The organism is Rathayibacter sp. AY1A7 (assembly GCF_002930845.1).
Lineage (GTDB): Bacteria > Actinomycetota > Actinomycetes > Actinomycetales > Microbacteriaceae > Rathayibacter.
In genome coordinates this window covers 59,495-77,370 of sequence record NZ_PSTL01000009.1, presented here as the reverse complement: position 1 = coordinate 77,370, position 17,876 = coordinate 59,495, and the positions used below count along the sequence as shown (strand labels likewise).

The window sequence follows — 17,876 nt, the reverse complement described above, 5'->3', positions numbered from 1 at the left end:
CGGCCCCGCGGACTCCCCCCGGCTCCGCGTCGGTCCCGCGGACGCATCGCCGAGCAATGCTCTCGATCCCGTCATGCGCAGTTCACACGCGGCGCATAGATTCGAGGACGTTCACACTCCACTCATCACGCGAACAGGACCACGATGCGCAGACTCCGCGCCGCAAGCCTCCTCGCCGTCGTCGCACTCGGAGCCGCCACCGCCGCTCCGATCGCCTCGGCCGCCCCTCTCGACGACGGCGTCGAGCTCACCCTGGTGTCGACGACCGACACGCACGGGCACGTCTACGACTGGGACTACTTCGCGAACGCGCCGTACCCGGCCGACGGTGCGCTCGGCCTCACCCGCGTCGCGACCGAGGTCGACCGCCTCCGCGCCGAGAAGGGCGAGGAGTCCGTGCTCGTCATGGACAACGGCGACGCGATCCAGGGCACGCCGCTCACCTACTACTACGGCCTCGGCGACGGCGCCGCAGGCGTCCTCTCCGGCGAGACGACGCACCCGATGGCCACCGCGTTCAACACCATCGGCTACGACGCGCAGGTCGTCGGCAACCACGAGTACAACTACGGGCTCGACATGCTCAGCGCGTATGAGGGCGACCTGAACGCCCCGCTGCTGGGCGCGAACGTCGTCGACGTCGCGACCGGCAAGCCGTACCACGACCCCTACACGCTGATCGAGCGCGAGATCGACGGGAAGACGGTCACCGTCGGCGTCCTCGGCCTCGTCACCCCCGGCGTCCGCGTCTGGGACAAGCAGTATGTCGACGGCGTCCTCGAGTTCCAGGACATGGTCGCCGCCGCGAAGCAGTGGGTCCCGATCGTGCAGGAGCAGGCGGACGTGGTCGTCGTCCTCGCGCACACCGGCCAGGGCACGGTGCCGGACGCCGAGTACGACGCCGCCGACCTCAACGAGGACGTCGTCAACAACATCGCGACGCAGGTCCCCGGGATCGACGTGGTCGTCGCCGGCCACAGCCACAAGGACCTGCCGCAGACGCTGTTCACCAACGTCGCCGGCGAGCAGGTGCTGGTCACCCAGCCCGAGTTCTGGGCGCAGGGCCTCACCGAGGTCACCCTGAACCTGGTGCCGGACGCCGCGGGCGGCCTCGAGGTCGACTGGTCGGCCGGGAACGCACCCGTCACGCAGCCCGTCTACGCGAAGGACATCGCCGAGGAGTCGCCCGCACTGGTCGACGCCCTCGCCGAGCAGCACGCCGCCACGATCGAGTACGTGAACACCCCCGTCGCCGACTCGGTCGAGGAGCTCTCGGCCGCGACCTCGCGCTACGAGGACACCCCGATCATCGACTTCATCAACACCGTCCAGGCCGAGACCGTCGAGACGGCGCTCGAGGGCACCGAGTGGGCCGACCTGCCGGTGATCTCGCAGGCGTCGCCGTTCTCGCGCACCGCCGTCTTCCCGAAGGGGCAGGTCAGCATCCGCGACATCGCGGGCCTGTACATCTACGAGAACACCCTCCGCGGAGTGGAGCTGACCGGAGCCGAGGTGCGCGACTACCTCGAGTTCTCGGCCCGCTACTTCGTGCAGACCGCCGAGGGCGCCGTGTTCGACCCCGAGACCGGCACCAACGCGACGACCGAGGACCGCCCCGACGGCATCCCGGACTACAACTACGACGCGATCTCGGGCCTGGACTACGTGATCGACGTCTCCCAGCCCGCCGGCTCGCGGATCCGCGGTCTCGCCCACGCCGACGGCACCCCGGTCGCCGACGACGAGCGCTTCGTGATGGCGGTCAACAACTACCGCCAGAGCGGCGGAGGCGCCTACCCGGCCGTCGCGCAGGCACCGCTCGTCTACGACGAGCGTCTCGAGATCCGCCAGCTCCTCATCGACTGGTCGACCGCCCGCGGCGTGATCGACCAGGCCGACTTCTACGACCCCAACTGGTCGCTGACGACGGAGCCCGCCGCCGAGGTCCCGGTCACCCCGGCGCCGACCGAGCCCGGCACCCCGACGGAGCAGCCCACCACCGCTCCGTCGCCGCACCCCACCACCACGGCGGCCCCCGTCGCGGGAGGCTCCGGCCCGGGCTCGCTCGCGAACACCGGCGCCGACGCGGCCGGCCTGATCGGCGGAGCCCTCGTGCTGCTGCTGTCGGGTCTCGCGCTGGTCGTCGCGCGACGCCGCCTCGCGGCCTAGCCGAGCAGGGCACGGGCGGCGGTCGGCGGGGTCTCCCGCCGGCCGCCGTTCGTCGTTCCGGAGGATCGCGGGACGATCGGGCCGCGGACCGGCGGCTCAGTCCCCGCGGCGTCGCGACCGGCGGGCCCGCCAGGCCGAGAACGCCCCGGTCGACCAGAGCGCCCAGACCACCAGCAGGGGCTGGAAGACGAGCCGCACCGCGCGCGTCGCGTCCGTCTCGAGGCCGAACGCCGGCGTCCGCGTCAGCAGCTGCGAGATGTTCCCCGGGAAGACCGCGACGAAGAACGCGGCCACCACGACTCCCACGATCACGCGCCACCGCACGAGCACGACGAGCGCGAGCCCGAGCGCGATCTCGACGACGCCCGACGCGACGACCACCAGGTCCGGGTCGGCCGGCAGCCACGGCGGGACCTGCGCCTGGAAGGCCTGACGCGCGACCGTCAGGTGCGCCGTGCCGGCCGTGACGAGCAGCAGGCCCAGGAGGATGCGGGCGAGAGTGCGCGGAACGGAGCGGCGTCCTCCGTCGGGCGCTGTGGCGGCGGTCATGCCCCCCAGTCTGCGCTCGGAGCCCGCTCGCGCCGACCGCGCGCGCGTTCCGGCGGCGCCCCGTATCCTCGTTACCGCCCCGTCCGCAGACCGTGAAACGAGTTCCATGAGCACCCTGCCCCGCCTGATGGCCTTCGACCTCGACGACACCCTCGCCGCCTCGAAGTCCCCCGTCGACCCGGCGATGGCCGACCTCTTCGTGAAGCTGCTCCAGGCCACCGAGGTGTGCATCATCTCGGGCGGCCAGATCGGCCAGTTCCGGATGCAGGTGCTCGACCGCCTCGAGGGCGCCGACCCCGAGGTGCTCGCGAAGCTGCACCTCATGCCCACCTGCGGCACGCAGTACTACCGGTACGAGAACGGCGACTGGGCGCAGATCTACGCCGAGAACCTCACCGAGGACGAGAAGTCGCGCGCGCTCGCCGCCGTCGAGGAGAAGGCGAAGGAGCTCGGCTACTGGGAGTCCGAGACCTGGGGCCCGATCCTCGAGGACCGCGACTCGCAGATCACCTTCTCGGCCCTCGGCCAGTCCGCGCCCGTCGAGGTCAAGCAGGCCTGGGACCCGGACGGCGAGAAGAAGAACACCCTCCGCGAGGCCGTGCAGGCCGTGCTCCCCGACCTCGAGGTGCGCTCCGGCGGCTCGACGTCGGTCGACATCACCCGCAAGGGCATCGACAAGGCGTACGGGATGAACAAGCTCACCGAGCTCACGGGCATCCCCCTCGACGACATGATCTTCGTCGGCGACCGCCTCGACCCGGACGGCAACGACTACCCCGTCAAGGCGATGGGCGTCGAGTGCTTCGCCGTCGAGGGCTGGCACGACACCGCCGCGTACCTCCGCTCCTACGGCCTGTAGGCCGCGCCCCGCGAGCCTCTGCCGCGGCGGGGGCGCTGCGGCAGGGCGGCGCCGGGCGGGCGTCGTTCAGCGGTCCTCGTTCAGCGAGCCGGCGGCGGTGCCGCCGAGGGCGAGCCGGAGCCGCTTGGGCAGTCCGGCGACGACGATCGCGTGGGACTCCTCGATCAGCTCCAGCACCAGCCCGGACTCCACCGCCCCGCCCGCATCGACGGTCACCCAGTGCTTCTTGTTCAGGTGGTACCCGGGCTCGATGCCCTCGACCCCCGCGACGAGGTGCACCACGTTCTCGGGCAGCGCCTTGACGCTCACGACGGGGCGCTCGAAGCGCTCCGACTCGAGCGCGAAGACCTTCCCGGCGACCTTCCACACCCGCGTGCCCGGGCCGAACGGGAAGCTCGCCTCCGCCCCCGCGAGCCCCTCGAGGAGCCGCCCTACCGCCGTGTCGTCCATCCGATCATCCTCCCGCACCCGACTGCGCCGGAGGCGGAACGCGCCCGCTCACCGGACCCGACCCGAGTCCCATCGGAGCGGCGCCCGTCGCCGCCGCTCCGGCGCCGAGGTCGGACGACGCGACGGCAGCGTCGGAGGAGCCGGAACGGAGCGGACGTCCTGATGGGTCGATGAGCGACTGCGGATGCGCCGGCGATCCTCCTCTCGCCGCCGGGGATCCGCGAACGAGCCCGCGCCCGGCCGAGGTGAGGCCGATCAGTCGGATCACGACGAGGCCGTGCAGCCGACGGAGACGCTGCACCTGAACGAGGAGGACGCCCTCGGGAGGCGGTCCTGCCCGTGCGCGCCTGGTGACGGAATCACGAAGGCCGCAGAGGCCGTCCTCCGATCGGCCTTGTAGGGGTTCCTCGGGCGGGAACGCGAGCGAGGAGACGCATCCGGGCAGCCGACACCGGAGCGCCTCATCCGGCCGGACTCACGGCCCGATCGATCCGCCAGGAGAGAGAAGGAACACAAGCGAGAGACGGCTCTGCGCCTCACCTGTCGATCGATCATCTCTCTTGCGGCAGAACAGGGCGACCTCGGAGTGAGGCGGATAGTCGTTCCGCCGCCGTTTCGGAGCCTCTCTCATCTGTCTCGAGATCGTCGAACCCCGTTGCGTGGAATTACTTGGTGTGCAGTAGTCTCAGGCCTGCCGCGGGAAGGACAGCCCTCTCGCGAAATCAATCGTCGCGGAAAAACTCTCGGGACGCTGCGACATGAGCAGTGGATCTTCCGAGGGAACGTCTGCCGTCTACGGCTCAGGTCGTTCGTTGAAGATCCGCAGGCCATTCGTCCAACCAGAGAGGCATATTATGTCGAACACGTCCCCTTCTGATTCGCCCGTTCCGGCTCGCAATGCGGTTCCCGGCCGCCGGACCGTCCTGCAGGCGGCCGCATGGACCACTCCCGTCGTCGTCGCGGCGATCGGTGCGCCGCTCGCCGCCGCATCGGCCCCGGTGACCGTGCGCACGGTCGCTTTCGTCGACCAGGAGGGTGGCGATGCCACTACTTCCTACACGACGAGCAGCTGCAACCCGTTCAACGCCTACCTCCAGGTGAGCGATTCCGGAGTTCCGGCCGCCGCAGGCATCGCGGTGACGGTGACTCTGCCGACCGCGCTGCGCTGGTACGACGGCACGGCCACACCTCGCACGCTGTTCACGGGTGCCGGCGGAAGCCTCCTCCTGGAGGGCTTCAACGGTCTGCGTTTCGCCACCGCCGGAGTCAGCCAGACGGGCACCATCACGGCCACGACAGCAGGCGTGGTGAATCCGGCCCAGCCGACCGTTCCCGTGGCCGATGCGACCACCGCAGCGATCGTGAACGGCACCAGCGGCACCCGCACCTCGACCTTCCGCGGACGTCGCAACAATGTCGAGTCCGAGATGCCGGAAGCGGTCACCACTGTGGTCGATTTCGCAGTCGCGTGGACCGGCGTCGGTGACACGGCTGTGTCTGCGACCTACCTGAGCTACGTCGTCTCCCAGGACGGCGACGTCTACTCGCACACCGCCCCCTCCGGCGGCTTCTACGAGTGGGACACGACGACCCCCATCCGCATCGGCATGACCAGCATCGCGGCGGATGACGGTCTGATCATCGCCGGCGGCGACCGCGGAGCCCGCCTGTTCTCGGCCAGCGGCAGCACGGTGTACGACTGGGACGGCGTCGCGCTCGCGGCCGCGCCCGGAGGCCGCACTGTCCTCGACATCGCCGTGTCGTTCAGCGACGACAGCCTGTGGCGGGTGTCGCTCGTCGCGACCGACGGGACGGCATGGGAGGCGACGAAGACCATCGAGGCCGGAGCGTCTTGGTCGCCGTGGACGCAGGTCCTCGCCACAGTCACCGGGCTGCGTCAGGTCGCCGCCGACACCCAGGTCTTCGGCGCGACGCGTCGCATCTTCGCGACGACGGCCGCTGTGTTCGACCAGGACGGCACCCAGCTCACCGCACTTCCGGCCGGACGCACGGCGAAGGACCTCGGAGTCGAGATCGGCGGCAACTGGATCAACGTGATCGGTGACAACAACCAGTACTACCGCACCCCGTTGAGCAACCCCGGGACGTGGGACAGCAACAGCACCGGCAGCCCCGTCGTCACGATCACGAACGTCACCAGCGTGGCGTCGGCCTCGACGCCGAACATCGGCATCCGCGCGTTCTACGTGGCAGGCGCGGCACTCTGCGGCTGAGCTGATCACCAGGGGGCGCCCTGACGACGGCGCGCCCCCCGAGCAGGACTCGCGGGTCCGGTGACGTCCTCCCCTCGATCACCGAGGGAGGACGTCACCGGACCCGCTCGTGCGAGCGGATGCCTCGCTCACAGGACGACCGGCTCGGGCGGACGGGGACAGGGCCTCGATCCCCGGTCGCGCTCACCGGCCCGAACCCGACACGACCCGAGCGATCCGCGACGTCCCGAACGGAGAGCGGAAGCGCCCCGGGAAGCCGTGACACGGCTCGTCATCGGCTCCGAGCAGCTCCCCGTCGAGGCAGGATCGTCCGCCGGCGAGGCACTCGCCCCCGGAGCGCCCGACCACGGGCGCCTGGCCGCGGCCGTGGCCGGAGCCGATGACCGCAGACGCATGCGCCGATCTCGGCTCCACGCCCAGGAGCACTCCGGCGCAGCACCTGTCCGTCTCGATGAGCACGAGTGTGCCGTCGTCGTTTCCGGCAGCGGAAGCGTCCTGCTCGTCCCTGCCGGCGACGAAGTGCCCGCCGTCGGTGCCCGACGACCGTCCGCCGGTCTCCCCTCGCGAGCTCTCGCGGCGCCTCTCCCGAGTCTTCTCCTGCCGTTGCGCGTCACGCCCCATCGACAGCGGCGGGACGCCGCGACACCGCATCAGCACCGGACGCACGAGCGCCGACCGCGCGAGCCGAGAGACCTGAGCCGCCCGACGGATCCGACCCGCCGAACCACCTCGACTCCCCGCGCTCGGGACGTCTCCGCCGCCGACGTCCGAGCGGTCGTCGACGGCGCACAACGGAGGTCCGAGCGCGTCCTCATCGTCGGGGAATAGTCGGAATAGCCGAGAGCATCCCCTAGGAGGGGCCTTTGCGCGGAGCTTCGCTCAGGACGGAGGAGCACGACGCCCGACCACTACGCTGAGGGCAGGTCGCTTATGCGAGAGAACAGCGGTCAGTCGCAGACAGGGCTCACACGGTGAAACTGCAAACACCCACTTCCACGAAGAGCTCTTCCTCCGAGAAGGGCCGGAGCTCCTGGTCCCGAGCAGTGGCCAGAAAACTCGTCATCACCGATGTCCTCGTCATCGTGTTCTCGGTCTTCAGCAGTCAGTTCTTCTGGTTCGGAGTGGAGAGCCGAGAATTGTTCGTGGCCGGCCATCAGCCGGAGATCGCGGGCCTGCTCGCGAACTACTGGATCGTCTCCTCGGTGATCGTGGTGCTGTGGGCCGCCCTGTTGAAGTTCTACGCCACACGCGAAGACCGTGTCCTCGGCGGAGAGGTGACGGAGTACAAGCGCATCCTCGATGCGACGCTCCTGCTGTTCGCCGTGATCACGTGCGTCGCCTACCTCGGCCAGATCGGCTTCGCCCGCGGGTACATCATCACCGCGCTCCCGCTCGGCCTCGTCCTGCTCTGGCTCGGACGCGGAGCCTGGAGGGTGTGGCTGCGGCAGCAGCGGAGCGCGGGCCGGTACTCCTCCTCCGTCATCCTCGTCGGCTCGTCACGGAGCGTCGAGCACATCTACCGCGAGCTCGTCCGCGCCACCGGGGCCGGGTATCTCGTTGTCGGCGTGTGCATCCCCGAGGATCTGGCCAGCGATCGGGTGAGCGGGTGGGGGGTGCCTGTCTTCGAGAACATCACGGTGGATGCGGTGCCGGGCATCCTGAACCGGACCGGCGCCGATACCGTCATCATCACGAGCAGCGACCACCTGCCACCCGAGCAGATCCGACAGTTGAGCTGGAGTCTCGAGCCGAGGCGCCAGCACCTGGTCATGGCGCCGAGCCTCACCGACATCAGCGGACCGAGGATCCACATGCGCCCGGTGGCGGGCCTTCCTCTCGTGCACATCGAGACACCTCGATTCGAGGGCAGCAAGCAGGCCCGCAAGCGTGCCCTCGACATCGTCGGATCGCTGAGCCTCATCGCCGTGCTGATGCCTCTCATCGCCTCGGTCGCACTGGCCGTCAAGCTGACGAGCTCGGGGCCCCTGTTCTATCGCCAGACGCGGATCGGCATCAACGGCAAGCCCTTCGGCATGATCAAGTTCCGCTCGATGGTGGTGAACGCTCATGATCAGCTCGCCGAGCTGCTCGCCGCTCAGGGAACGTCCGGAACACCACTGTTCAAGATCACTGACGACCCTCGCATCACACCGATCGGACGCTTCATGCGCAAGTACTCGATCGACGAGGTCCCTCAGCTCTTCAACGTGCTGAGAGGCGACATGTCGCTCGTCGGGCCGCGGCCGCAGGTGGCGGGAGAAGTCGAGCTCTACGACGAGGCCGCGCGCCGGCGCCTCAACGTCAAGCCGGGCATGACCGGGCTCTGGCAGGTCAGCGGGCGGTCGACGCTCTCCTGGGAGGACGCCATCCGACTGGATCTCTACTACGTGGAGAACTGGTCGTTCACCGGGGACCTCGCGCTGCTCGCGAGAACCGTGCAGGCCGTCGTCGCCCCCGGAGGCGGCGCCCACTGACGCATCGGGCCACCGCGCGAGCGGCCGGTCCTCACATCTCGGTGACGACCGCGTCGTCGATGCCGACCGTTCCCGCGGCGGGGTCGTTCAGGCCGACGGTCACGCGGAAATGCGACGCCCAGGACGGCGCCTGGCGATCCACGCCGGTCGCGGGTCTTACCCGGAACGGGAGTGCCGCGGCCATCGCCGCCATCGACTGCGTCGTCGAGGAGACGGGCTCCGAGCGGACGGTGACAGGGATGCCGCGGGCGTCACGACCGGAGACGGTGACGAAGGACTCCGAGACGATCATCGACCCGTTCGCAGCGGCCTGTCCGATGACGAGGTCGGCGGCGTAGACCCGCCCGGGTCTGCTGAGCACATCGAACGAGAGACTCGTCTGTCCGGTGCCTGTCTTCCGGACCAGGAGCCGCCCTGACGCGACGGCGAGCGTGGCCGACGGGCTCGCACTCCGAGAGGTGGCGTCCGGAGTGTCCAGGTACGCGTCCGCGACCGTGCCCACATCGAAGGCTCCATCGACGAGCCGGTTCGCGGCGCGGTGGACGAGAACCGAGGTCGGCACGACGGAGGGCTCGTCCAGGATCGAGACGTCCGCCAACCGGACGAGTCCGGTCCCTCCGACGAGGTAGCCCGATGCCGGAGCGACGTTGCGGAAGGAGGTGCTCGTCACGACGATCCCGCCTCCCCAGCTCCTGTGAGCCGTCTCGAAGACTGTGGCCGCCGCCAGCGGGGCGGCGGCGGAGACCGTGCCGCCGTTGATGCTGATCCTGGCCGTCGTCGTCGCAGCGGTGGAGAACGCGCTGACCGTGCTCGCCGGGGTCAGGCGGACGGTCGCAGCGTGCAGCGTGACGGCACCCCCTGAAGCCTCGACCGCGCGATCGCATCCGCTGATGGCCAGCGACGTCGTGTGCAGCTCGCCACTGGTCGACGCGGAGGACAGTCCCGTCGTGCACGAGCGCACAGAACCGCCGACCATCGCGAGATTCGACCCAGGGGCAGTGCCGGCGACCAGGACGCCCGTGCCGCACTCCTCCACGGCCACGTGGAAGAGGCGCAGATGCTCGGCGCCGGGACCGAACCGGACACCCGTCTCGAATCCGATGATCTCCACTCCGTACAGTCCTGCGCCTCGGACGCCTGTCGCCGAGGACAGCTCGAGGCCGACGGATCCAGGAGCCGCTCGGCCGGGACCCGTGAGGCGCAGTCCGCGCAGGCTCACGCGCGTGTGCGGCGCATCATCGGAGGCCTCGGAGGCGGTGAGGACGAGCGCCGATCCCGACACCGCCATCGCATCGACATCGCCTCCGGCGAACTCCATCGACACACGCGAGAGGTCGATCGTCAAGGGTGCTGTCAGCACGACGGGCTCGGAGACGACCAGGAAGGACTCGGTCGCGAGGGCGTGAGCCGCGTCGAGAGCGGCCCGGAGCCGCTGCTCAGCAGTCGCTCCCGGGAACTCGGTCGAGTCCCGGAAGCCGTCCAGCCGTGCGTCCGGGAAGGCGTTGGCCGCTGTCGCCGGGGGGGCCGTCGCCACCGCCGTCACGGCGCCCGCGCCCGCTGCCGCCGTCAGGCTCAGAAGCGCCCGTCGTCCTCGATCCCGCGATGATGCTCCCATTCCCGAACAGTACGGAGGAAAGGCCGCCGTCACGACCGCCGTTCACACCCCCCGCACGGCGCACACTGCTGCACGATGTCTCACCTTCAGCGCGAGGGCAGCCTGTGGACCACGTCTGCTGTGCTCAGCTCCAGGAGGAAACTGAGCACGTCCTCCTCGAGGACCTCTCGGGGGACGCCGAACTCGTCGGCGAGCCCCGCGAGGATCTCGACGGTCGTGGACGGATGCTCGAGCCTTCTCCAGATCGCGTGCGCCGTGCCCTTCAGCACGAGGGGCACGGGAAACGGCGACAACAGGTTCAGCAGCACCGCCTGCGCGTCGTCCTCGACGAAGGCCAGCTGATCGGATCGCGCCCACACGGCGTGATCCAGAGCTCCCGGATCGACGGTGGTCACGAGTGGGTCGCATTCTCTCGGCGACGGCGTCGACGATCGGCGGCGAGCGAGCGCACGAGCCCGAGGAACGCCCGCAGATCTGACAACGACGGCCGATCGAAGCGGACCATCCCCGTCTCCGCAACCCTCCGGCGCGCCCGGCGTGTGAGACCGATCACGGTCGTCAGCGCGGACACGATCAGCACGATGCGCCGCTTCCCTGTGGCCTCGACGAAGGCGAGCGCCCAGTGATAGCTGGACCGCCCCGTTCCGGCCACCCGCAGATCCCACAACCGGCGCTCGTGCACGGCCAGGTCGTCCGGCACGTCCAGCCCGAGGGCGTGGAGCACCGGGCGGAGGGGGTAGGCGCTGCGGGTGCTCTCGACGAGCAGGAGCAGCGCCTCCCGGTCCGATTCGCTCGCGCCCCTGAGGAACCCGATGACCGACTCGAGCTCGGACGTGCTCCGGGCAAGGAGGGGATCCTTCAGCGCGTGGAGCGCGACGACGACCGCGCCCGCGACCGGGGAGGGCACAGCGACCCTCCTGTGCGCGATCGTCACGGTCCGGTGCGACGTCCACAGCACGTCGAGGACTTCCTCCGGCTCTGCGAAGAATCCGGGGTAGCGGTCGTGCACGTCGATGTCGCAGGTCCACTGCGGATGGAACAGGGTCACGGAGTGCACCGGGTACGCGCGCGGGGCCGGGCGGTCGGGCCGGGGGATCCATCCGCGCTCGGCCAGCAGGTCGACGAGGCGCTGGACGTCCGCCGGGTGGACGAGCACGTCGACATCGCTGGACACGCGTCTCGTGCGGATGCCCTGTGCATGGGCGGTGGGCCCCTTGATGAACAGGGCGCGGAGCCCGTGCGTGGAGGAGAGGTGCGCGGTGAGGGCGTGTGCGAGGTGTACCGCATCATCGAGGGAGAGCTCGGTCGTCGCGGGTGCGGAGCTCACCGTCGATCCGACAACTGCCGGTGCCGACCGGTGGACGGCGCCGGACGCACCGCCATGGATCGCGACACCGCCGCTGCCCGTCGCTCCGAGTCGAGGCCGGACCGGGCGATCGAGGTCGTCGCCGGCAGCGGCTCGGAGGCGAGCGATGCGGCGTACGCCAGCGCGATCCACACGGTCAAGGCGGTCCACGCGGGGGCGGAGGCCAGAGCGACGGCGAGGAAGACCCCCAGACCCAGTGCCGTCCCGTTGCGCCGATATCCCCGCACGATCAGCATCACGAGGAGGACGGCGAAGAGGGCCAGGGCGATCACTCCGGTCTCGGCAGCGAGCTGGGCGTAGACGTTGTTCGCGAGACCGCGAGAGGCGCCGTTCGAGGTGAGCCCCGCCACCGCCTGGGAGTAGTCGGTCCTCCACACGCCGAACCGGCCGGGTCCGACTCCGAACAGCGGATTGTCCGCGGCCATGGTGAAGCCCGTGCTCGACGACTGGGATCGGACGTTCAGCGAGCGGGTGCCGACGTCGACGGCGCCTGTGCCCAGTCCGAGCTTCGAGAGCTGCGCGAGGACGAAGCGCTGCAGGGCGGGAACGAGCAGGACGATCACCGCGCCCAGCGCGCCGACGCTGAAGATCTGCACTCCCACTCCCCGCTGGGGGCGGAGCGTCGCCGTGAGGACCGCCGCAGAGACGGTCGCGATCAGTGCCGACGTCGACTGCGAGTAGACGAGGCAGGCGACGGCGGCGGCGATTCCGATGCGGTCGCGACGGCGCAGGCAGGCGAACAGCGCGATCCCGGCGAAGAAACCGAGGTAGTTCCCCTCGAGGAACGGGCCGTTCCTCGGCAGGCTGACGCCGAAGGTCGCCCCCATCTGAATCGTCGAGTTGAGGAGAGCGGGCAGCGGGACCCCGGCGAGGTGGAGGGCCAGCTGGATCGCGCAGAAGACGAAAGCGAGGCGGACGGCGATCGAGAGAGCCCGCTCCATGTCCTGGAATCCCAGTCGGTGGCCGACGTACCACCAGACCGCGAGGGCCAGCAGAGCGTATCCGCAGTAGAGGATCATGTCGTTGGTGAAGCCCAGGTCATAGCCGTAGGCGGCTGGAACCTCGGGTTGCTTGAACAGGAATGCCCAGATCGTCGCCAGAACGACCAGCGCACCGAGCCCCAGCACGATCTCCCGTCCCACCGGCGTGTACCGGTCCTTCTGGACGGTGATCACGGAGAAGCCGATGGCCAGGATGACGGCGATCTCGGTGATCTTCAGCGGAGAGCCGACCTGAATGGTGAGCGCCTGCTGGAACGGCATGAAGACGATGGCGAGGAACAGAAGCCGCTGGACGACATCCAGACGCGCCGCGCCCTCTCGCGTCGTCGCGGTCGCAGCGCCCCCTCGAGCCATCGCGCGCCTCATCTCCGACGTGATCGATCATCGATCGTCTCCTGCAGCAGCTCCGTTCAGCTCTGTAGGACTACAGACTAACCACGGTCCCGGTCCCCCGGAGGTGGTCCCCTTTCGACCTCATACCGTCGGCCGGGAGCACATAGGATCGCTCACGGAGTCATGCCGACGGACCGCGTGGTCGGTGAGGGATCCTGTCCGATGGGCATCGACAGGGACCGGAGCCTTCCACGGCTCGGCCAAGCCGGAAGGGCGCGAACGGTTGACAAGCGGATCCACACTCGCTGAGGACTGGCGCGAAGGCGAGCGCACGATCGTGCACGTGACGGAGAGCTTCGGCGCAGGTACCGCGTCGGCGATCAGCGACTACGTAGCGGCCACGCCCGCCTTCCAGCACAGGCTCGTGTATTCACCGCGGGAGGATTCTCCGGTACCGGAGAGCGCCTTCGCGTCGTTCGCAGGCGTGACGGCGCTGCCGACAGGGCACGTCGCCCGAGTCCGCGCTCTGCGAACGGTTCTGGCCGGAATGCCGGGCGCTGTCGTGCACGCGCACTCCAGCTTCGGCGGAGCGTACGCGCGCCTCGCGGTCCGGGCGGGCCGGCGACGTCCGATCGTCTACACGCCGCACTGCTACGGCTTCGAGCGCCGAGACCTCCCGCTGCCCGCCCGGGCGGCGTTCCGGGTCTTCGAGGGCGTCCTCGCCTTCAACACCACCGTGTTCGCCGCCTGCTCAGCTCGCGAGGCCCGTCTGAGCCGGTGGCCGTTCAGCCGGGCGGAGGTCGTGCACGTCCCCAACTCGGTGCCCGCCTCGCTCCCGCCCGCCACTCGCCCCGGCGGGCCGAGGCCTCTCCGCCTCGTCGGCGCCGGTCGGCTCTCGACGCACAAGGATCCCCGATTCTTCGCCGAGGCCGTGGAGGCCGTGCGCGCCGCCGGCCATTCCGTCGACGCGACGTGGATCGGCGGAGGCGAGGGGCGTCACCGCACCGCCCTCGACCAGGCCGGCGTCCACGTCACCGGCTGGCTCAGCCGCGACGAGGCGCTCCGCCGACTGGGCGATGCCGACGTGTACCTGCACAGCGCGCAGTGGGAGGGGATGCCGATGGCCGTTCTGGAGGCGCACGGCATGGGGCTGGCCCTCGTCGTGCGGGACATCCCCGCCTTCGATCGCCTCGGCCTGCCCCTGGTCGCGCACTCCCCCCACGATGTGGCGTCGTACTGGGGCGATCTGGAGGACCTGGCGGCCCGTTCCCGTCTCGTCGCCGCCGCCGAGCACGCCCTCGCCCTGAACACCGTGCAGCACCAGTCGCAGATGCTCGAGCGGCTCTACCTCGGCCTGCTGCCGACCGCCCCTCGGAGGAGGAAGCCATGACGACAGTGCTCGTCTCCGCCCGTGTCCTCGACAGACAGGTCGGCGGCAACACCCGATACGCCCGCACCGTCTACAGCGGGCTCGCCGGACACGGCGTGCAGCACGTGCTGTCCCGACCTCCGATCGAGGGGGGCCGAGCCCGCAGCGCCGTCTACGGCGCCTATGAGGGACTCGTGCTGCCGAGGCTCCGCCCCTCCGGGATCGACGTCCTCCACTTCCCCGCGGACACGGGGCCGCTGGTTCCGAGCCGCCTCCCGATCGTCGGCACGATCCACGGGCTGGCGACACTCCACGTGGACGATGTGCGCAGCCGGAGCTCCGACCGGTTGTGGCGCCTGCGCGTCGCGCGTCTCGCAGCACTCTCGACCACGATCATCACGGTCTCCGATTCCTCCGCCCGGGACATCGCGACTGTCGCACCCGACGCCGCCGGGAAGATCGTCACCATCCCGCACGGGATCGACCACGACACGTTCAACACCCGCTCCACCGACCAGGACTCCGTCGCGCTCGACGAGCTGGGGATCGACGGCCCGTACTTCCTCTACGCGGGCAACCTCGACCCCCGCAAGAACATCATCGAGCTGTGCCGAGCCGCCTCGAAGGTCTTCGACGAGACGGGGGTGCCGCTCCTGGTGTCCGGCGCTCCGGCGTGGGAGAGCGACGCGATCCTCGAGGCGGTTCGCGGAACCCGCGGCGTGCGCTACCTCGGCCGCGTACCGGATGAGGCGCTCGTCCCGCTGCTCCGGGGAGCGCTCGCCTTCTGCTTCCCCTCCACCTACGAGGGCTTCGGCTTCCCGGTCGTCGAGGCCATGGCGTGCGGCGTTCCCGTCATCTGCAGCGATCGCGGGTCGCTCGCCGAGGTGGCGGGCGGCGCGGCGCTGACGCTCACCGACATCGGCGCGACGGCGATCGCCGATCACATGCGCGAGATCGTCGCCGATCCGTCCCTCCGCAACGACCTGCGGAGCCGGGGTCTGATCAACGCTCGACGATTCCAGTGGTCGGACTCCATCGCAGCGCATGCTCGCGTCTTCGAGGAGGCCGCACGATGAGGGTCACGATCGTCCACGCGTACAGCACCACCAACTCCGGCGACGGCCTGCTGGTCGAGGAGGCGCGGGAGCTGGTCCTGTCGGCCCTGCCGACGGCGGAGATCACGCTCGTCGCCCTCGACCCCGCGAGCTTCGACGACGAGCTCTACGAGCGTGTCCTGCACCCCCTCACCGGCCGTGCCGGCAGCATCGGCAGCCTCGAGACGCTGCGACGCGGCGGGGTCGCGCTGCTCTCCGGCCACCGGAGCGCCGGCTACGCGCGGGCGATCGCCGGGTCCGACCTCGTCGTCGGCGTCGGGGGCGGCTACCTCCGCACCAAGAATCCCGTCGAAGTCGTCAAGATGATGTGCACCAACTTCGTCCAGATGCCCCGGCGCAGCGACCGCGTTCCGTTCGTCTACCTTCCGCAGAGCATCGGGCCGCTCAATCTCGGGACCCGCCGTGTGATCGCGGCGCGACTGGCCCGCGCCGTCGGGGTCTTCGCCCGGGACGACCGCTCCGTCGAGGAGCTGTCCGGCCTCGCGAACGTGCACCGCGCTCCCGACATGGCCCTTCTGGGCCTCCCCGACGAGTTCGATCCGAGGACCGTCGTGCGGGCCGGAGCTCCCGGGCCCGTCGGGATCGTCGCCCGCGCGCTGTCCTCGAGCCGGTCGCGACGTGCCGCCTACGAGTCGCGGATCGACGCCCTCGCGCGCGATCCGGAGTCGGAGCTGCTCGCTCAAGCCACCGCTCGCGGCAACAACGATCCGCAGTTCTACGAGCGGCTCGGCCACGAAGGGCCATTCCGCCTGCTCCGCGACGCGGTCGGCAGCGGGGTCGCGGATCGGCCGGCGGTCGTGGTCTCGGTCCGGCTGCACGGCAGCATCCAGACCATCCGCAGCGGCGTTCCGAGTGTCCATCTGAGCTACGAGCGGAAGGGCTGGGGTGCCTACGACGACCTCGGGATCGACCGGTTCGTGCACAACGCCTTCGACGCCGATCTCTCGCTCATCCGCGACCAGATCGCTGAGCTGCGGGAGGACCCGTCCGACTACTGGAGGCGCGTCGGAGACTCCGTGTCGGCGCTGCGGATGCAGCGAGGACGACTCGTCGACCTCCTCGTCGACGCCTCCGGACCGGTCGGGCGCCCGTGAAGATCGTCTTCGCGAGCCACACCGCCGAGGTCGGGGTCTTCCGAGTGGGGAGCCACCACCTGGCTCGCGAGCTCTCGCGCCTCGGGAACACGGTGACGCACGTCTCGACGCCGTCCTCGCTCCTGCACGCGGGGCGCCTGCGGGACGCCACCGTGCGGGCCCGCTTCGGTCTTGCGCTGCGAGGTCCACGCACGGACGCGGCGGGCGTCGTGCACGCCGAACCGCTCACCGTCGCCCCACTGGGATCGCTCCCGGCGCGGATGCGGACGCCGTCTCTGCGGGTGCCGCTGCGGCCCTGGCGGGCGCCCAGTGGGGCGATGCGTCCTGATGTCCTCATCGTCGACCAGCCCCTGATGGGCGTGCCGCTCCTCGAGCTCCTGCAGCCGAAGCGTGTCGTCTACCGGCCCACGGACGCTCATTTCGAACCGGGGATGCGGGCGGCGGAGATCGAGCTCCTCGAGCGGGCGGACGCTCTCGTCGCCACGTCGGAGCCGGTGCTGCGCGCGGTCTCCGAGGGAGTGGCCGCGCCGGAGCGCACACTGGTCCTCGAGAACGGAGTCGAGTACGAGCGGTTCCACGGTCTCGGTGCCGAGCGTGCGGGAGTCGTCTACCTCGGGGCGCTCGACCGCCGCTTCGACTGGGGAGGAGTCCGGATGCTCGCCTCGGCGTTCCCTGACGTCCCCTTCCGACTCGCCGGTCCGCTCCCGAAGAACGTGGAGACGCTGCCCGCGAACGTGGAGCTGCTCGGCGCCGTGCCCTACTCCCGGGCGCCCGCGCTGCTGAAGAGCGCCCGCGTCGGGCTGCTCCCGCTCTCGGACGACCCGGGCAACGCGGGTCGCAGCCCGATGAAGTACTTCGAGTACCTCGCCGCCGGCCTCAGGATCGTCTCCTCCGCCTCCCCTGCACTGCGAGCCCGCTCCGCCCCCGGCGTCTGGCTCTACGACGACCCTGCGGGCGCAGAGAACGGGCTGCGGTCCGCGCTGGAGGCTGCGGCGTCGGGACCCAACCGGGAGGGCTCGGACTACGCGGAGCAGTACGGCTGGCACCGTCGCGCCGCCGACCTCGCACAGCTGCTCGACGCGGTGCTGGCGGCACCGCGCCGAGTGCGGCGCTGACGGCCCGTCCTCAGCGCCGCCAGCGGTCGATCGGGAAGGCGTCCAGCAGGGGCGCCGGATCCCACGCAGCCAGCGGGCGTCTAGGAGTGCAGCCGGATCCGCGTCGCGTGAGCCACAGCGGAGTCGAGATCGT

14 protein-coding genes are annotated in these 17,876 nt (G+C 70.3%); 8 read left to right on the top strand and 6 right to left on the bottom strand.

The features are described from left to right. Positions 1–144: 144 nt before the first annotated feature. Entirely contained in the window at positions 145–2,169 is a 2,025-nt protein-coding gene (locus C5B95_RS09155) for a bifunctional UDP-sugar hydrolase/5'-nucleotidase (protein ID WP_104256000.1), read from the top strand. Between the two features lie 96 nt (positions 2,170–2,265). Here C5B95_RS09155 and C5B95_RS09150 read toward each other — a convergent pair whose 3' ends face one another. After that, positions 2,266–2,718 (bottom strand): DoxX family membrane protein, encoded by a 453-nt coding sequence (locus C5B95_RS09150; RefSeq protein WP_104308200.1) that lies wholly within the window; start codon positions 2,716–2,718, stop codon positions 2,266–2,268. A 106-nt stretch (positions 2,719–2,824) separates the two neighbouring features. Here C5B95_RS09150 and C5B95_RS09145 point away from each other — a divergent pair, with 106 nt between their 5' ends. Beyond that, positions 2,825–3,577 carry an HAD-IIB family hydrolase gene (locus C5B95_RS09145; protein WP_104222786.1) on the top strand — a complete coding sequence of 251 codons (753 nt, stop codon included), beginning with the start codon at positions 2,825–2,827 and terminating at the stop codon, positions 3,575–3,577. 66 nt (positions 3,578–3,643) lie between these two features. On the opposite strand, the gene C5B95_RS09140 is transcribed toward C5B95_RS09145, so the two are convergent. Then, entirely contained in the window at positions 3,644–4,027 is a 384-nt protein-coding gene (locus C5B95_RS09140) for an MmcQ/YjbR family DNA-binding protein (protein ID WP_104266618.1), read from the bottom strand. An 854-nt stretch (positions 4,028–4,881) separates the two neighbouring features. Here C5B95_RS09140 and C5B95_RS09135 point away from each other — a divergent pair. Next, positions 4,882–6,261 (top strand): hypothetical protein, encoded by a 1,380-nt coding sequence (locus C5B95_RS09135; protein WP_146076553.1) that lies wholly within the window; start codon positions 4,882–4,884, stop codon positions 6,259–6,261. A gap of 1,043 nt (positions 6,262–7,304) precedes the next feature. Further along, positions 7,305–8,735 carry a sugar transferase gene (locus tag C5B95_RS09125; protein WP_258059895.1) on the top strand — a complete coding sequence of 477 codons (1,431 nt, stop codon included), beginning with the start codon at positions 7,305–7,307 and terminating at the stop codon, positions 8,733–8,735. Positions 8,736–8,766: 31 nt separating this feature from the next. Here C5B95_RS09125 and C5B95_RS09120 read toward each other — a convergent pair whose 3' ends face one another. From C5B95_RS09120 to C5B95_RS09105, 4 genes are all read right to left on the bottom strand, one after another. Then, entirely contained in the window at positions 8,767–10,269 is a 1,503-nt protein-coding gene (locus C5B95_RS09120; protein WP_146076552.1) for a hypothetical protein, read from the bottom strand. Between the two features lie 167 nt (positions 10,270–10,436). After that, positions 10,437–10,745, bottom strand: a complete 309-nt coding sequence (locus C5B95_RS17480; RefSeq protein ID WP_181027179.1) for a PqqD family protein — start codon at positions 10,743–10,745, stop codon at positions 10,437–10,439. Then, positions 10,742–11,677, bottom strand: a complete 936-nt coding sequence (locus C5B95_RS17475) for a nucleotidyltransferase family protein (protein ID WP_181068039.1) — start codon at positions 11,675–11,677, stop codon at positions 10,742–10,744. Before C5B95_RS17475 ends, C5B95_RS17480 begins: the two co-directional genes overlap by 4 nt. Then, complete coding sequence (locus C5B95_RS09105; protein ID WP_181065640.1) at positions 11,674–13,071, bottom strand: O-antigen ligase; 1,398 nt, start codon at positions 13,069–13,071, stop codon at positions 11,674–11,676. Before C5B95_RS09105 ends, C5B95_RS17475 begins: the two co-directional genes overlap by 4 nt. Here C5B95_RS09105 and C5B95_RS17865 point away from each other — a divergent pair. From C5B95_RS17865 to C5B95_RS09085, 4 genes are read left to right on the top strand one after another with little or no spacing between them, the layout of a single operon-like run. Further along, positions 12,953–14,440, top strand: coding sequence for a glycosyltransferase (locus C5B95_RS17865; protein WP_104349015.1), 1,488 nt, complete (start codon positions 12,953–12,955; stop codon positions 14,438–14,440). The two genes, C5B95_RS09105 and C5B95_RS17865, sit on opposite strands and share 119 nt — an antisense overlap. Next, positions 14,437–15,495 (top strand): glycosyltransferase family 1 protein, encoded by a 1,059-nt coding sequence (locus C5B95_RS09095; RefSeq protein ID WP_104222794.1) that lies wholly within the window; start codon positions 14,437–14,439, stop codon positions 15,493–15,495. Before C5B95_RS17865 ends, C5B95_RS09095 begins: the two co-directional genes overlap by 4 nt. After that, the gene (locus C5B95_RS09090) at positions 15,492–16,628 is read left to right on the top strand and encodes a polysaccharide pyruvyl transferase family protein (protein WP_104348994.1); all 1,137 of its coding nucleotides are present in this window, start codon (positions 15,492–15,494) and stop codon (positions 16,626–16,628) included. Before C5B95_RS09095 ends, C5B95_RS09090 begins: the two co-directional genes overlap by 4 nt. Then, positions 16,625–17,743, top strand: coding sequence for a glycosyltransferase (locus C5B95_RS09085; RefSeq protein ID WP_104348993.1), 1,119 nt, complete (start codon positions 16,625–16,627; stop codon positions 17,741–17,743). Before C5B95_RS09090 ends, C5B95_RS09085 begins: the two co-directional genes overlap by 4 nt. Positions 17,744–17,876 lie beyond the last annotated feature (133 nt).

What these genes read in the sequence shown, in the direction of transcription:
- C5B95_RS09155 (WP_104256000.1), top strand. Translation starts at nt 145, where the DNA reads ATGCGCAGACTCCGCGCCGCAAGCCTCCTCGCCGTCGTCGCACTCGGA.
- C5B95_RS09150 (WP_104308200.1), bottom strand. Translation starts at nt 2,718, where the DNA reads ATGACCGCCGCCACAGCGCCCGACGGAGGACGCCGCTCCGTTCCGCGC.
- C5B95_RS09145 (WP_104222786.1), top strand. Translation starts at nt 2,825, where the DNA reads ATGAGCACCCTGCCCCGCCTGATGGCCTTCGACCTCGACGACACCCTC.
- C5B95_RS09140 (WP_104266618.1), bottom strand. Translation starts at nt 4,027, where the DNA reads ATGGACGACACGGCGGTAGGGCGGCTCCTCGAGGGGCTCGCGGGGGCG.
- C5B95_RS09135 (WP_146076553.1), top strand. Translation starts at nt 4,882, where the DNA reads ATGTCGAACACGTCCCCTTCTGATTCGCCCGTTCCGGCTCGCAATGCG.
- C5B95_RS17865 (WP_104349015.1), top strand. Translation starts at nt 12,953, where the DNA reads ATGGTGAGCGCCTGCTGGAACGGCATGAAGACGATGGCGAGGAACAGA.
- C5B95_RS09105 (WP_181065640.1), bottom strand. Translation starts at nt 13,071, where the DNA reads ATGGCTCGAGGGGGCGCTGCGACCGCGACGACGCGAGAGGGCGCGGCG.
- C5B95_RS09095 (WP_104222794.1), top strand. Translation starts at nt 14,437, where the DNA reads ATGACGACAGTGCTCGTCTCCGCCCGTGTCCTCGACAGACAGGTCGGC.
- C5B95_RS09090 (WP_104348994.1), top strand. Translation starts at nt 15,492, where the DNA reads ATGAGGGTCACGATCGTCCACGCGTACAGCACCACCAACTCCGGCGAC.